Genomic DNA, 13,770 nt, shown 5'->3' with positions numbered 1-13,770 from the left:
ACCGTTCGCGGGATAGTCCCATCGATACCGCCCCTGGCGGGTGCCAGGGGTGTGTGGCGCCGGCTGGGGGCCGTGGTCAGGCTTGTGGGTTGGTTGGGTCGATGAAGGTGTGCCACGGGGTGACCTTGTCGAGGTGGACGACCGCGTCGAAGGCGACCATGGGGTTCACCAGCTGCTTGTACGGAGTCTGCATGGTGGAGTCGATGTGCGCGAAGCGGTCTGCCACCGGGCCCTCTGTCGGCACTTTTCGCAGGTCGAGGAGCGCCAGGGGTTCGCCGGTGGTCGCTAGTAGGGCGTCGAGGCTGTCGGGTTCCTCGACTGCGGGCAGGTCCTCGAAGAACACCTCGGTGTGGCCGGGCGGGCCGTCGGGGACGGGGCGGTGTCGGAACATGCGGCCGCCGTTGTGGGTGGTCGCGATGACCTTGAGGTTGTCGCCCAGCGAGTGGGCCAGGTGTTGGCCGAGCATCGTCTGTTCCTCGTTGATGATCGGCGGCACTCGGTAGGGCCAGCGCTGAAGATGGCCGTTGGCCGCGCCGATGACGATGCGGTCCTCTCTGTCGAGGATCCATTCGACGTTGTCGGCCATCGCCGAGTCGCGGAGGTTGGCGCCGGCGTAGGTGCGTTCCCGGCCCGCTGCCATGGCCGACAGGAACGCGTCGGCGTGCCTCGCGGTGATCGCGCACTGGAGGGCGATGTCGGCTCGCGCGGGGTTGTCTGCCGAGGCTGCCGCGTAGGGAACACGCTGGGCCTGGAGTCGTTCGGTCAGTTCGCCGATCCTGGCGGTCAGTTCGTGGCGGTGCGCCGGGGCGAGTGCGAGGTAGGCCTGAATGGCGGGCACGGACCAGGCCAGGCCGGTTCGGTCGGACGGCAGGTAGTCGAACAGGGGAAGCAGGCGCCGGCGGACGGCGGCCGCGTAGGCGGGGTCCACCTCGTCGAGGAAGGCAAGTGCGGCGAGGACACCCGGCCGCGCGGACGCGCTGGAGTCGGGCACGTCCATGCCGTAGAACCGGACCTTGCGGTCGTGTGTCGCGTTGTGTTCGCGCAGCCAGGTGAGCTGGTCGCGCATCTCCGCGCACTTTCCCATGTGGTAGGTGATTCCGGTGCGCAGAAGATGATCCAGGTCGCCGTCGCCGCCGAGCACCCAGTCGTTGACCGCCCAGCCCTCCGGGAAGCCGGACTCCATGACGAAACCGGTGAAACCCAGTTCCCGCACCAGGAATCGGGCCACCAGGTGGCGGAGCTGGTAGAACTCGTGCACCCGGTGCGTGCTCTCGCCGACGGCGACAACCCTTGCGGTGCCGACGATGTCGCGTAGCGGTGCCAGTTCGTCGGGGCTGGCGTTGGTTGGGTCGATCGACCGTAGGGTGTGGATGTTCTCGCGAAGCCACGTGGTGATGTCTAGGTTCATTCAGCGCCCCTTGGTGTTGGCCCCTTGGTGTTGGGGTGGGCGGCGCGCGCCCTGGTCAGGTAGTCGACTACGTCGGCGGTTCCGTCGGGACCGGACCAGCCGATGCGGCGGTCGAGTTCGCGGCCTAGCTGGGTTCGGTTGTCCTGCCAGAGTGCGGTGATCGCGCCCGCGAGGTGTTGGTCGCCGGTGTGGAACGCGTTGGCGATCTCCTGCCAGCGCGACACCAGGGCCCCGACTGCGGGGTCCTCGACCGGTGTGCCGTCTAGGAGGTGTTGCCGCAGCAGCGTGAACAGCTCGACCCACTCCGCCTTGAACGCCTCGATCGCGTCGGCGCCGAGGTGTGCGGCGCGGTCGGCGAGCGCCGCCTGCTGCGCGTCGGAGAGGTAGCGGTTGACGTCGATCGGCAGCGGTTCCAGCGTGGCGAGGAACTGTTCCGGTTCCGGCATGACCGACCCGGCCAGCCGGTCGAGCAGGCCGCGCACCCGCCGCGTCGACTCCTCGATCCGGTCGGCCTGGCGCGCCAGGTCCGCGAGCTGGGCGGTCAACAGGTCGCGCAGCGAGTCGAGATCCTCCGTCGCCGCGCGCCGCAGCACGGCCGCCACCTCTCCTAACGACAGCCCCAGCCCGGACAGCGCCCGCACCCGGTAGAGCCTGCGGACGTCGGCCTCGACGTACCGTCGGTGCCCGGCCGCGGTTCGTTCTCCCGGCGACACCAGCCCGATCCGGTCGTAGTGGTGCAGCGTCCGCACCGTGACGCCGCTGGCCCGCGCCAACTCCCCGATGCTCCACCGTCGCTCGCTCACGGCCTCGACGGTAGGACCTGACGCAGCGTCAGGTTCAAGTCGACGCGGCGGCGGGAATGAAAGGTTCGTAGCGCTGTTATATAACTATGTTACGGTTGCCGGATCGGCACGACGAACGGAGATGGTGATGGCGGCGTTGATCACCCTGGTTGGTGGCTGGGTTGCGTTTCGGCTGGTGGGGCTGTTCGGGGTGACCGGGCTCGACTCGTGGCAGCCGTCGCTGCGGTGGGGGCTGGCGCTGATGTTCCTGGTGACGGGAGTCGCGCACTTCGCCGGCAAGCGGCGGCCCGGGATGATCGCCATGGTGCCGGCCGCGCTGCCTCGGCCGGACCTGCTGGTCACGGTCACCGGCGTGCTGGAGCTCCTCGGCGCGGCCGGGCTGCTGGTCCCGGCCACCAGCACGGTGGCCGCTGGCTGCCTCGCCCTACTGCTGATCGTCATGTTCCCGGCCAACGTCTACGCGGCGCGGCACAAGGTCGTGCTCGGCGACACCCAGGTGATGGCCGTCGGCCCGCGCACCGCCCTGCAACTGGGCTTTCTGGCCGCGTGTCTGGCTGTTGTTCTTGGCGCGCACTGAAATGGCTGGTCCCGGGCAGGCATAGATTCGGGCTTGCCGGGTGTCTTGTCTGGTGTGACCGTGACTGAGCAGCTGACCAGGCCGGCCCCGCCACCCAGGGCGCGGCGGCGAGTGCCGGTGCTCGCCGGGTGTGCGGTGCTGTTGGGACTGCTGCTCGGCGCGCACCAGCTCGTGCCGGACGTCGGCGGGCTCGGCACGGCGATCGACAGCTTCCTGCCGTGGCTCGGCCTCGGGGTGCCGGTGCTCGGCGTCCTCGCGTTGGTCCGGCGGTCGCGGGTCGGCGCGGTCGCGCTGCTCGTGCCCGTGCTCGTGTGGGGCGCGATGTTCGGGCCCGCGCTGGTGCGCGGACCCGCGGGCGGCTCGGCGGACCTGCGCGTGGTCTCGCAGAACGTGTTCGCTGGCAACACCGAACCCGAGGCGACCGCCGCCGATCTGATCAAGGCCGACGCCGATGTCGTCGGGCTCCAGGAGATCGCCTACACCGCGCGCGAACGGCTGTTGCCGGCGTTGGACGACGCCTACCCGCTGCACGTCACGATGGGCACTGTGGGGCTCTGGTCCCGGTACCCGATCCTGGACTCCCGGCCCGTGGATCTCGGCCTCGGCTGGACCAGGGCGTTGCGCGCCACCGTGCGGACCCCACAAGGGGAACTCGTCGTCTACGTCGCCCACCTCGGGTCGATTCGGCTCGGGTCGACCGGCGAGCGCGACGGGACCCTGCGCGCGCTAGCCGCCGCCGTGAACGCCGATCCGGCGTCGAAGGTGTTGGTGCTCGGTGACTTGAACACGGCGTCGACCGACCGAGCGCTTGGTCGCGCCATGCCTTCCCTGCAGGAGGCCCAGAATGAGGCCGGATCCGGGCTCGGGTTCACCTGGCCGGCCGCGTTTCCCTTGACCCGACCGGATCACGTGCTCTACCGCGGTCTCACCGCGACGGACGCCGGCACCCTGCACACCAGGGGCAGCGACCATCGCGCCGCGACCGCAGGGCTGCGGCTGTGATGGCCAGGCGTGCTGTGAGCAACCGCACCGCGCCGAACGCGGCAGCTCCCCGCGCGTCCTTACCCATGGACATCGCAAGGACGGGGGGACCGCGTGAGGGCAGCGGAGGAGGCCGCGTTCCGCGAGTTCGTCGCGGCGCGCTCCGCCGCGCTGTTCCGCACCGCCCACCTGCTCACCGGCGACCGGCACCGCGCCGAGGACCTGGTGCAGAACGCCCTGCTCAAGACCGCCGCGCGCTGGCGGCACATCCGCGAGCCGGACGCCTACGTCCGCCGGGTCATGTACCGGGAGCAGGTCAACGTGTGGCGTCGCCGCCGCATCCTCACCGAGTGGAGTTCGGCTGAGGTGCCGGACGTCAGCGCGGCCGACCACAGCCACGACACGGACACCCGCGTGGTGATCCGCGCCGCCTTCGACCGGCTCGCGCCGAGGCAGCGCGCGGTGTTGGCGCTGCGCTACTTCGAGGACCTGCCGGAGAGCCGCGTCGCCGACGTGCTCGGTGTCTCGATCGGCACGGTGCGGAGCACGACGCACCGTGCGCTGGCCAAGCTGCGCCAGATCGCGCCGGAACTCGAGCTGGCTGGCGCGGAGGCCGGGGTCGGCGGGGTGTCGCGGTGACGCTGGAGCGGGAGTTGCGGCGGGCGTTGCGCGACCTGGCCGACGAGGCCGGCGAGGCCGGCGAGCGACCCGGGCCGGCCGCCGCCGTCTTGGCCGACACCGCGTTGGCGGGGGCGGCGCGGCGGCGGGTGCGGGCCGCGTCCGCGACCTCGGTGGCGCTGGCGACCGTGGCCGTCGCGGTGGTGGTGTTCGCCGCGCTGCCCGGTCGTTCCGCCGGTCCGGTGGCGCAGCCCGCTGCCTCGGCTGGACCTTCCTCGGCGCTCGGCGTGGACGCGGTCGCCGACGGTCCCGTCGCGCTGTCCGCCTACACCGTGTCGGCCGACACCCCGAGCGGCCGGGTGGCCTACGTGCGCACCGAGGGCCAGCGCGAGTTCGTCAGGACCGACTGGGCGGCCGCAGCGGTCTCCCCGGCCGGCCGCGCGATCGCGTTCCTCGGGCGGGAGGATCCCGGCTACCTGCTCAACCTCCGCAACCCCGACCGGCAGACCACGCACGTGAACCTGCCGGGACCGGCCAGCGCGCCGCAGTGGTCGCGGGACGGCCGCCGGGTGCTCGTGACCGTCTACGCGGCCACCGGCCAGGGCGGGCACGGCGCGCGCACCGGGTTCGCCGTCGTCGACGCCGCCTCTGGGGCCGTCCGGGCCGTCGACGCGGCCGGCGAGCCGGCCGGGCTGTCCGCCGCCGAGCAGGAGTTCCGCTGGGCCGGGGACGGCGTTGTCGCCACCGACGCGAGCCACGACCTGCGCTTCTACGACCTCGACGGGGTGCCGACGCGCGCGATCGCGTCCTCCGGCGGGCTCGCCACGACCGCGGCGGACCCGGTGTCCCCGTCGGGTCGGCTGGCGGCCACCGACACCGAGGGCCGCGACACGGTCGTCGACCTGGCGACCGGCGCCGTCGTGACCACGCTGCCGGCCGGGCTCGGGCCTTGTTACGGCTGGTACGACGACCAGCACCTGATCGTCGCGACGACCTCGGCAGGCGGGACGCGGTTCGCGGTGACGTCGCTGGACGGGCGGCCGGGACGGGTGTTGGCCACGGCTCCCGCCGATCTCGCCGGGCGCTTCCTGTTCAGCCCCAACGCGACCTGACCACGACGCGAGCGCCGTCCGGTCTCACGCCGTCCGAGGATCGTCGTCCGGGTTGTCGACGTTGTCGGCGTCGAACCGCAGCCGGCGCGCCACCACGTCCCGGACGACGTCGGCGAGCGGCAGTTGGTTGGCGAAGGCGTAGGCACGCAGCCGCACCAGTGACTGCTCCATGTCGACGCCGAGCTGCACGGACACCATCCCGGTCGCCTGGTGCACCTCCGCCCGGCCCATCGGCTCGGCGTGTTTCTGGCGGAGGCTCCCGCCGGCCGAGACGCCGCCCCTGGTGTCCAGGATCAGCTGGAGCGCGATGTCGGCGAAGACCGCCGCGTCGGCCATCTGCTCCGGGCTGAGCGAACCCGCCGCATCCCGGTACAGCGAGAAGATCGCCGGCTGGATCGCGCCGATCCGCAGCGGCAGCACGAACATCGCCAGCGCGCCAAGCTCGATCGCCGCCCCGGCGAACAGCGGCCACGCCGCGCCGCTGGCCGTGGCGGACAGGTCGGGTGCGAACACGGGCAGGCCGCCCCGCACCGCGTCGACGACCGGCCCCTCGCCGAGCATGAAGTGCAGGTCCTGGAGTTGACGGCTGACCTCGTCGGTCGAGTAGAGCAGCTCACCCTGGATGGCCCCGGACCCGACGGCGACGCTGGTGCCGGTCACGCCCAGTCGCTCGACGGACGCGGCACACACCGTCTGCGGAGTCACCGACTGGCGATGGTCGGCGGCGTATGTGGCTATCCATCCCCACACGTGGGTAAGCCGCCTGGTGCTCACCGCCGCATCCTTTCGCTGATCAGTGGGTTTAGTCGAATGACGCGACGACACGACGCCCGGCGCGCCGCAGGGACGCAATCGGTGGCGAGGTGTTGGCCCGCTGAGGGGATTCCCGCACGGTGATCGTGGTTATGCTGAGACCGCTACCAGGTCAACACTGTGTGTAAGCCTTGGTGGTGACCGCTCCGGACCCCGGCGGCACGTTCGTCGCGCGCGCGACCGGGAGCGGTGATGCCGATGTCAGCGGCTGCCGGCCGTAGCGCGCAGCACGAGCGAACTCGCCTTGCCTCGAACGGTTCTGGCGTGGGCTCTCGCTTTCTGCCGTGGTCGACCAGCGTCGCTCGATCGCCGCACCGTGCTGGCGGGTCGTCCGCTGCTCCGCGCCGGTTCGACCAACTGACAGCTTGTCGAAGGATCTCCCAGGGAGGAGTAGACCGTGGCCGACACCCGACAGCGCACGAGAGCGTCGACGTCGATGTGGCAGCTCAGGGGCGCGTGCCGAGGAACGGACAGCGCGGTGTTCTACGACCCGGAGGGGGAGCGTGGCATCGCCCGCGCCCGCAGGGCGGCCAAGGCCAAGGCGATCTGCCGGGTCTGTCCCGTGCTCGAGCAGTGCCGCCGGCACGCCCTGGAAACACAGGAGCCCTACGGCATCTGGGGCGGTCTCACGCCCGTTGAGCGGGACTCGATCCTCAGCGTGGCCCAGCGGCACCGGCCCGCCCCCGCCGAACAGCCGGACACCGCGTCGTCGCTGCGGGCCGTCCCGCCACAGCAGGACGCCGAGCCGGATCGCGCCGCGAGGCGGCCGAGCGGGCGGCACCTGCGGCTGTGTTGACGGCGCGTCAGCCGCTGCGATCCGGGCCTGCGCGGTGCGGGTCGATGCGCAGCAGCACCCGCTGTTCGGCGATCATGGACGCCCGGTAGTCGGCCCAGTCGGGGTGCTCGCCGGAGATCTGGCGGTAGTAGGCCACGAGCCCGTCCATGGCCTCGGGCAGCGGCACGATCTCGACCGCGCCCTCGACCTGGATCCAGTGCCCGAAGAACTGGTCCGGCAGCACGCACAGCCACGCACGCGGGTCCGCCCGGAGCTGCCGCACCTTGTAGGCGGTCTCCCTGGTGCTCACGATGATCGCGCCGGAGTCGTCGACGGCGGCGAGGACCGGGGACATCTGTGGCGTGCCGTCCGACCGCATCGTGGCGAGCACCGCGCGGTGCTGTGTCCGGACTACCTCGCGTGCAGCGTCAAGATCCATGCGTCCATCGAAGCACCATTCGCTGGCACGTGCGGGGCCGATCAGGCGGATCGGCGCGCGAACGCCCGCAGCTGGTCGATGGCCTCCTCGCTGAGCGGCCCGGAGACGACGGTTCCCGCGATGGTGAGGAGCAGCGCGTTGTGGTGCCGCGCGTAGCCGCGCAGCGCGTTGAACGCCTGCGCCATGTCGACCCTGAGGCGTTCCGCGAGCACGCCCTTGGCCTGCTCGATCAGCACCCGGCTGTTCAGCGCGCCCTGGAGCTGTTCGGCCAGCGTCTCCTGCCGGCGCACCGACCGCTCCTGGAGCAGCCCGATGGTGGCCACGTCGGCCATGGCCTGGCCGACGTCCGCCGCGCTGCGGTCGAGCGCCCCCGGCTTGGTGTGGAACAGGTTGAGCGCCCCGATGACCTCGTCGCGCAGCCGCATCGGCAGCGCGTGCACGGCGGCGAAGCCCGCCTCCCGCGCGGCGAGGGCGAAGCGCGGCCAGCGCGGCGCGGCGGCGCTGAGGTCTGGCACGGTCACCGCGGCCCCGGTGCGGTAGCACTCAAGGCACGGCCCCTCGTCGTTCTGTAGCTCGAAGAGCTCGACCATGCGGGCCTGTTCGGTGGAGGCCGCGATGACCCGGAGTTGACCCTGGTGGTCGACCAGCAGCAGGCCGGCGGCGTCCACCTTCAGCAGCTCGACGCTGCGCGCGGCGAGCAGGTGCAGAAAGTCGATGAGGTCGAAGTCATCGACCAACGTGTCGGCCAGCTCGACGAAGGTCTCAGCCAGTCGACTGACTGGGGGACGGGTCACGTACTCAGGGTACGACTGTTCACCACCCTTGGTGGCGAGCAGTCGCGCGAATCGCTGGATTGCGCCGCACGGATCAGAGCTCCAAGAGCTCCTAGGACACCACTGGCGCCGGTTCGCCCCTGACCTCGGCGAGCAGGGCGGTGATGGCGGCCATGATCCGCGCGGTCGCCTCGTCGAGGACGGTCTTGGTCAGCGGTCCGCCGACGAGGTCGGACAGGTCGACGGGCGGGCCCGCGACGAGGTCGATCGTCCTGCGCGGCAACAACTTCGGGAACCGCGCGCGGCGCGGCAGGAACTCGTGCGTGCCCCAGTTGGCCACCGGAACCACGGGCGCGCCGCTGACCAGCGCGATCCTGGCCGCGCCGTTCATGCCGCGCGACGGCCAGTTCGCCGGGTCCGTGGAGAAGGTGGCCTCGGGGAAGATGATCACGCACTCGCCGTCGCGCACGGCCGACACGGCGTCGCGGTAGGCGTCGCTCGCCTGCCTGGTTCCCCGGTGCACCGGGATGTGCCGGCCGTCCTTCATCACGCGCCCGACCACCGGCATCGTCCAGAGGTCGGCCCTGGCCAGGTAGCGCGGCACGCGCCGATGCGCGAGGGCGAACGCGGTCACCGTGACCGGGTCGGCGAAGGACAGGTGGTTGCTGGCCAGCACCATGCCGCCGTCGGCCGGCACGTGCTCGCCGCCGCGCAGCCGGAACCTGGTGAACAGGACGAGAAACGGCCAGAGCAGGTCGATCGCAACCCCGAACCAGAATCCCCTGCCGCGGCGGGGAAAACGGCGAGTCAGCGCGGCCATGCCGGCCATGCCCAACGGGCGGTCTGCGGAGGGGGACACGCGGCAATGGTCCCCCGGCGACGTCCGCGCGGTTCACCCGGCGGCCCGGTCGGCCGGTCAGTCGGTGGGCAGCGAGTCCCGGATCGACCTGTCCATGGCCTGTTGGAACGCCGTCACCAGCGCCTGGATCGTCAGCGGGCGGAGCCGCTCGAGCACGTCCCTGACCTGTTCGGTTGACCGGTCGCGTTCGCGGTAGGGCCGCAGCACCTCCTGGTCGAACAGCTCGCGCAGCTCCTCGGCGAGCACCGAGGTGTGCCGAGCCACGATGTCTCGCGCGCGCAGCAGGCTCTCCCGGCGCAGCGGAAGCGCGAGCATGCGCAGGCCGACCGACAGCATGGCGGCGCTGGCCAGCTCGACCTGCTCGGGACCGACGTCGGCGAGGACGCCGAGTTCCCCGAGCAGGGCCACCTCGGCCTCGTCCAGGCGGCGGCCGGCGCGCCGGTCCAGCTCGGCTCGGTCGAGCCGTTCCGGGCGGTCGGGCAGCCACGGCGCGAACAGCGCGCTGCGCAGCGCCAGCTCCGCCGCGGTCGTGTCGGCCGGGATCCTGGCCAGCTGCGCCTCGATGGCGGCCAGCGTGAAGCCGAGCCCCTGGAGGTGGCGGATCAGTTCGAGCCTGCCGACGTGCTCCGGCCCGTACAGCCCGACCCTGCCGCGCAGGCGAGGCGGCGGCAGCAGGCCCCGGCTCGTGTAGAACCGCACGGTTCGCACGGTGGTTCCGGTGCGCGCGGCCAACTCGTCGACGGTGAGCGGCTCCTCGACGGCGGCGACCATGTACCCACATTAACCATTGCCGATGCGACATCAACGGTGTCACGATGGATTCCTCACCTGGCGCGAGGAGGACCTTCGGTGCGGTTGAGCATGCCGATGCAGTACGCGGGCGACCCGACGCAGACGGCCGACCAGATCGCGGAGCTGGAACGCGCCGGTCTCGACGCGGTGTGGATCGCGGAGGCCTACGGCTTCGACGGCCCGACGATCATGGGCTATCTCGCGGCAAGGACCGAGCGCGTCCAGATCGGCGCCGGCATCCTGCCGATCTACTCCCGCACACCGGCGTTGATCGCGCAGACCGCCGCGGGCCTCGACGCGGTGTCCGGCGGCCGGGCAATGCTCGGGCTCGGCGCGTCGGGGCCGCAGGTCATCGAGGGCTGGCACGGCGTCCCCTACGACCGGCCGCTCGCGCGGACCCGCGAGGTCATCGACATCTGCCGGCGCGCGTGGCGGCGGGAGACGCTGACCAACGACGGCATCTACCAGCTGCCGCTGCCCGCCGACCAGGGGCTGGGGCTCGGCAAGCCGCTGAAGATGCTCACCCACCCGCTGCGCGCCGACATCCCGATCTGGGTCGCCTCGCTCGGCGCGAAGAACGTGCGGATGACCGCCGAGGTGGCCGACGGCTGGCTGCCGGCGATGTTCCTGCCGGAGAAGGCCGCCGAGGTCTGGGGCGACGCCCTCGCCGCAGGCCGCGCGGCCCGCGCGCCGGAGCTCGGCCCGCTGGAGATCGCCGCGGGCGGCATGCTCGCCGTCGGCGAGGACGTCACCGAGCTGCGCGAGTTCTCCCGGCCGCTGCTGGCGCTCTACCTCGGCGGCATGGGGGCGAGGGGCCGCAACTTCTACCACGACCTCGCCTGCCGCTACGGCTATCAGGCCGAGGCCGACGAGGTGCAGGATCTGTACCTGAACGGGCAGAAGGACGCCGCAGCGAAGGCGGTGCCGGCGGAACTGGTCGAGCTGACCAACCTGGTCGGGCCGGAAGGCTATGTGCGGGAACGCATCGAGGCGTTCCGCGAGGCCGGGGTGACGATGCTCAACGTCGTTCCGGTCGGCGAGGACCAGGCGCGTCTGGTGTCCCAGGTGCGGGAGTGGCTCGGGTAGCGGGAAGGCGAACGACATGGGCGGGACAGCGGAGGCCGACGCGGGGCTCCTCGGCCCGAGCTCGGTGACCTGGCAGCTGCACGCCGATCCGGCCATGTGGCTCGGCGGCATCAGCAGCCTCTACCTCCAGGCGCTGCATCCCCGCGCGGTGGCCGCGATCGTGCAGAACTCCAACTTCCGCGAGGACCCGCTCGGCAGGTTGAGCCGAACCGGGAACTTCGTCGGGCTCGCGACCTACGGGACGACCGCGCAGGCGCGCGCGGCGGCCGCGAAGGTCCGCGCGGTGCACAGGTCGTTACGTGCCAAGGATCCCCGCACCGGCAGGCGGTTCCGCATCGACGAACCGGACCTGCTGCTGTGGGTGCACTGCGCCGAGGTGGCCAGCTTCCTCGCCGTGGTGCGCCGCGCGGGTTTCGCCCTCACCGCGGCCCAGGCCGACCGCTACCTCGCCGAGCAGCGCGAAACGGCCACGCTGGTCGGGCTGCACGTCGACGACGTGCCGGGGTCGACCGGCGAACTGGCCGACTACTTCCGGATCGTGCGGCACGAGCTGCGCAGGACCGAGGACTCCGAGGTGGTGTACCGGTTCCTTCAGCGCCCGCCGTTGCAGGGGCCGCTGCGGGCCGGGCTGCCGGTGTACCAGTCGCTGGTCGGCGAGCTGGCCTACGCGCTGCTGCCGGACTGGGCGATCGAGCTGCACGGCCACCGCGCCTACTCCCCGGACGTCGCCACCGGCATGCTCAGGGCGCTGCGCTCGGCCGCGCTGCTGATTCCGGGGCCGCTGCGCTGGCGGGTGCCGCACGGGCACGCCAACCAGGCGATTGCCCGCTTAGGCCGCACCGCAACACCGTCGCCCCGGCTGTTACCGAAGGCCTGACGGCCGTCGCGCCACGAGCCGTCGCGCCACCCGTTCGGGCGAGTAACCCGCCCCGAACCCCGTCGTTTCCCTAGTGGGCCACGTCACACTCGCGCGCGTCCGCGCGCAGTGCGAACGGAGGCCGCATGCGTGAAACCGGCTCGGCAGCAGCGTTGCGCCGTCGCCTGCTGGGGATCGCCTTCATCCTGGTGATCTGCTCGTTCCTCGCGTTGACCGTGGCCATGTACCGCAACGCGTTCACCTCGACCGTGCGCGTCACCGTGCGCACCGACCACCTGGGCAGCCAGTTGCAGCCCACCTCGGACGTCAAGGTGCGCGGCATGATCGTCGGCGAGGTGCGGCAGGTCCGGTCGCGGGGCGACGGCGCCGAGATCGAGCTGGCGCTGCAACCCGACAAGGTCCAGGCGATCCCGCGCACGGTGTCGGTGCGGCTGCTGCCCAAGAGCCTGTTCGGCGAGCGGTACGTGGCGCTGGTGCTGCCCGGCCACACCGACGCGGGCCCGCTCGTCGACGGCGACGTGATCGACCAGGACCACTCCGCGGCCGCCGTCGAGCTGGAGCAGGTCCTCGCCGACCTCATGCCGGTGTTGCAGGCCGTCCAGCCGGAGAAGCTGTCCACCACGCTGACCGCGATGTCCCAGGCGCTCAGCGGCCGGGGCGCCCAGCTCGGCCAGACGCTCGCGCAGCTCGACCAGTACCTCGGCCAGGTCAACCCCCAGCTGCCCACCCTCGACCAGGACATCGCCAGGCTCGCCGACGTCGCCAACACCTACGCCGACGCGGGCCCCGACCTGGTCGGCGCCCTGTCCGACCTGACCGTCACCAGCCGCACGGTGGCCGAGCAGCGGATGAACCTGGACGCCCTGTACGCGAGCCTGCGCACCGGGGCCCAGGACCTGACGGGTTTCCTGCGCGCCAACCGCGACAACCTGATCCAGGTCGCCTCGACCAGCCGGCCGACGCTGGACCTGGTGGCGAAGTACGCGCCCGAGTACCCGTGCATCTTCAACGGCATCACCACGCTGGTGCCCAGATACGAGGCCATTGTCGGCGCCGGCACCGACAAACCCGGCGTGCACATCACCATGGAGATCACCGCCAACCGGGGCAGGTACGTGCCCGGCCAGGACGAGCCGAAGTACCAGGACAAGCGGGGGCCGCGCTGCTACCTGGTCGACCCGATGCCCAACCCCGTGCCGCAGTACCCGCCGGAGGGGCCGATCAAGGACGGCTCGAAGCCACCGCCGCCCGCCCGTTCCGTCAACGACGGCGTGCTGCCGCCTGCGCTGGGGAACAACGCGGACTGGCCGACCGCGCCGTCCTCGGCCGCGAGCGCGCCCGGTCTGCCCAATTCGCCGCAGGAAAGGGACCTGCTCGCCGTGTTGCTAGCGCCGTCGCTCGGGGTTCCGCCCGCCGAGGTGCCCGAATGGAGCGGCCTGTTGGTCGGCCCGTTGTTCCGAGGCGCGGTCGTCGAACCACGCTGAATAGCATCCAAGGAATTCCGGTCTTTGTGTCCGCTCCGCCAGAAAAGGATTCCGCACGGCACCAAGGAGATCTCGATGCGTGCCGACGCGAAAGACAATGTCGTCAGCACGCGCCCCGCGCCGTCACTCCGATGACCTCGGTCGTCGGCCGATCCGGCCCGGCATCCAATCGCGGTGGATATTCACGAAACGGCCGTCGATCATGGTGATCAATGGCGGCCCGCGACACACCGTCACTGATCCGGTGAGGTGGGTCACCGTCGTTCATGATCAGCATCCGCGCGGTCGAACATCACAATCTCCGTGGCCTGATTCACGCTCCCGGCGTAAGTAGCATCAATGCCCGTCAACCCTCGCCGAGAACTGCTCGGCG

Annotated in this window: 14 protein-coding genes and 1 pseudogene; 8 read left to right on the top strand and 7 right to left on the bottom strand. The window is 71.5% G+C overall.

Annotation, left to right across the window (positions count from 1 at the left end):
• Window positions 1–76: 76 nt before the first annotated feature.
• Together F0L68_RS07625 and F0L68_RS07620 are read right to left on the bottom strand one after the other, a co-directional pair.
• On the bottom strand, window positions 77–1,408 hold the full coding sequence (locus F0L68_RS07625; protein WP_149848715.1) for an erythromycin esterase family protein: 1,332 nt from the start codon (window positions 1,406–1,408) through the stop codon (window positions 77–79).
• Complete coding sequence (locus F0L68_RS07620; RefSeq protein ID WP_149848714.1) at window positions 1,405–2,211, bottom strand: MerR family transcriptional regulator; 807 nt, start codon at window positions 2,209–2,211, stop codon at window positions 1,405–1,407. The genes F0L68_RS07625 and F0L68_RS07620 overlap by 4 nt, the downstream gene beginning before the upstream one ends.
• A 127-nt stretch (window positions 2,212–2,338) precedes the next feature.
• Between F0L68_RS07620 and F0L68_RS07615 the strand changes: the two genes are divergently transcribed.
• The 4 genes from F0L68_RS07615 (at window position 2,339) to F0L68_RS07600 (ending at window position 5,499) form a co-directional block, all read left to right on the top strand.
• Window positions 2,339–2,788, top strand: a complete 450-nt coding sequence (locus tag F0L68_RS07615; protein ID WP_149848713.1) for a DoxX family protein — start codon at window positions 2,339–2,341, stop codon at window positions 2,786–2,788.
• Window positions 2,789–2,848: 60 nt separating this feature from the next.
• Window positions 2,849–3,790, top strand: coding sequence for an endonuclease/exonuclease/phosphatase family protein (locus F0L68_RS07610; RefSeq protein WP_223198567.1), 942 nt, complete (start codon window positions 2,849–2,851; stop codon window positions 3,788–3,790).
• A gap of 93 nt (window positions 3,791–3,883) precedes the next feature.
• Window positions 3,884–4,408 (top strand): SigE family RNA polymerase sigma factor, encoded by a 525-nt coding sequence (locus F0L68_RS07605; RefSeq protein WP_149848712.1) that lies wholly within the window; start codon window positions 3,884–3,886, stop codon window positions 4,406–4,408.
• Window positions 4,405–5,499 carry a WD40 repeat domain-containing protein gene (locus F0L68_RS07600; protein ID WP_149848711.1) on the top strand — a complete coding sequence of 365 codons (1,095 nt, stop codon included), beginning with the start codon at window positions 4,405–4,407 and terminating at the stop codon, window positions 5,497–5,499. The genes F0L68_RS07605 and F0L68_RS07600 overlap by 4 nt, the downstream gene beginning before the upstream one ends.
• A gap of 24 nt (window positions 5,500–5,523) precedes the next feature.
• Here F0L68_RS07600 and F0L68_RS07595 read toward each other — a convergent pair whose 3' ends face one another.
• The gene (locus F0L68_RS07595; RefSeq protein ID WP_149848710.1) at window positions 5,524–6,204 is read right to left on the bottom strand and encodes an ANTAR domain-containing protein; all 681 of its coding nucleotides are present in this window, start codon (window positions 6,202–6,204) and stop codon (window positions 5,524–5,526) included.
• A gap of 505 nt (window positions 6,205–6,709) precedes the next feature.
• On the opposite strand from F0L68_RS07595, the pseudogene F0L68_RS43395 reads away from it, so the two are divergent.
• Window positions 6,710–6,982 (top strand): annotated as a pseudogene (locus F0L68_RS43395) (WhiB family transcriptional regulator); the annotation flags it as partial.
• Window positions 6,983–7,115: 133 nt separating this feature from the next.
• On the opposite strand, the gene F0L68_RS07585 reads toward F0L68_RS43395, so the two are convergent.
• From F0L68_RS07585 to F0L68_RS07570, 4 genes are all read right to left on the bottom strand, one after another.
• The gene (locus tag F0L68_RS07585) at window positions 7,116–7,526 is read right to left on the bottom strand and encodes a PPOX class F420-dependent oxidoreductase (protein WP_149848709.1); all 411 of its coding nucleotides are present in this window, start codon (window positions 7,524–7,526) and stop codon (window positions 7,116–7,118) included.
• A gap of 41 nt (window positions 7,527–7,567) precedes the next feature.
• Window positions 7,568–8,320 (bottom strand): GAF and ANTAR domain-containing protein, encoded by a 753-nt coding sequence (locus tag F0L68_RS07580; RefSeq protein WP_188316439.1) that lies wholly within the window; start codon window positions 8,318–8,320, stop codon window positions 7,568–7,570.
• Window positions 8,321–8,411: 91 nt separating this feature from the next.
• On the bottom strand, window positions 8,412–9,128 hold the full coding sequence (locus F0L68_RS07575; protein WP_149848764.1) for a lysophospholipid acyltransferase family protein: 717 nt from the start codon (window positions 9,126–9,128) through the stop codon (window positions 8,412–8,414).
• Window positions 9,129–9,215: 87 nt separating this feature from the next.
• Window positions 9,216–9,929, bottom strand: a complete 714-nt coding sequence (locus tag F0L68_RS07570; protein WP_149848708.1) for a MerR family transcriptional regulator — start codon at window positions 9,927–9,929, stop codon at window positions 9,216–9,218.
• 78 nt (window positions 9,930–10,007) lie between these two features.
• Between F0L68_RS07570 and F0L68_RS07565 the strand changes: the two genes are divergently transcribed.
• The 3 genes from F0L68_RS07565 to F0L68_RS07555 all read left to right on the top strand — a co-directional run bounded on the left by F0L68_RS07565 (window position 10,008) and on the right by F0L68_RS07555 (window position 13,397).
• Window positions 10,008–11,036, top strand: coding sequence for an LLM class F420-dependent oxidoreductase (locus F0L68_RS07565; protein WP_149848707.1), 1,029 nt, complete (start codon window positions 10,008–10,010; stop codon window positions 11,034–11,036).
• 16 nt (window positions 11,037–11,052) lie between these two features.
• Window positions 11,053–11,913 (top strand): oxygenase MpaB family protein, encoded by an 861-nt coding sequence (locus tag F0L68_RS07560; RefSeq protein WP_149848706.1) that lies wholly within the window; start codon window positions 11,053–11,055, stop codon window positions 11,911–11,913.
• Between the two features lie 125 nt (window positions 11,914–12,038).
• Window positions 12,039–13,397: an MCE family protein gene (locus F0L68_RS07555; RefSeq protein ID WP_149848705.1), complete on the top strand. Its 1,359-nt coding sequence runs from the start codon at window positions 12,039–12,041 to the stop codon at window positions 13,395–13,397.
• Window positions 13,398–13,770: the final 373 nt, after the last annotated feature.

It is taken from the genome of Solihabitans fulvus, assembly GCF_008386585.1.
Taxonomy (GTDB): Bacteria; Actinomycetota; Actinomycetes; order Mycobacteriales; family Pseudonocardiaceae; genus Solihabitans; species Solihabitans fulvus.
Note: the sequence above shows the minus strand (reverse complement) of the source record. Positions and strands in the feature narration are given on the sequence as shown.

What these genes read in the sequence shown, in the direction of transcription:
- F0L68_RS07555 (WP_149848705.1), top strand. Translation starts at nt 12,039, where the DNA reads ATGCGTGAAACCGGCTCGGCAGCAGCGTTGCGCCGTCGCCTGCTGGGG.
- F0L68_RS07575 (WP_149848764.1), bottom strand. Translation starts at nt 9,128, where the DNA reads ATGGCCGGCATGGCCGCGCTGACTCGCCGTTTTCCCCGCCGCGGCAGG.
- F0L68_RS07560 (WP_149848706.1), top strand. Translation starts at nt 11,053, where the DNA reads ATGGGCGGGACAGCGGAGGCCGACGCGGGGCTCCTCGGCCCGAGCTCG.
- F0L68_RS07615 (WP_149848713.1), top strand. Translation starts at nt 2,339, where the DNA reads ATGGCGGCGTTGATCACCCTGGTTGGTGGCTGGGTTGCGTTTCGGCTG.
- F0L68_RS07585 (WP_149848709.1), bottom strand. Translation starts at nt 7,526, where the DNA reads ATGGATCTTGACGCTGCACGCGAGGTAGTCCGGACACAGCACCGCGCG.
- F0L68_RS07625 (WP_149848715.1), bottom strand. Translation starts at nt 1,408, where the DNA reads ATGAACCTAGACATCACCACGTGGCTTCGCGAGAACATCCACACCCTA.
- F0L68_RS07570 (WP_149848708.1), bottom strand. Translation starts at nt 9,929, where the DNA reads ATGGTCGCCGCCGTCGAGGAGCCGCTCACCGTCGACGAGTTGGCCGCG.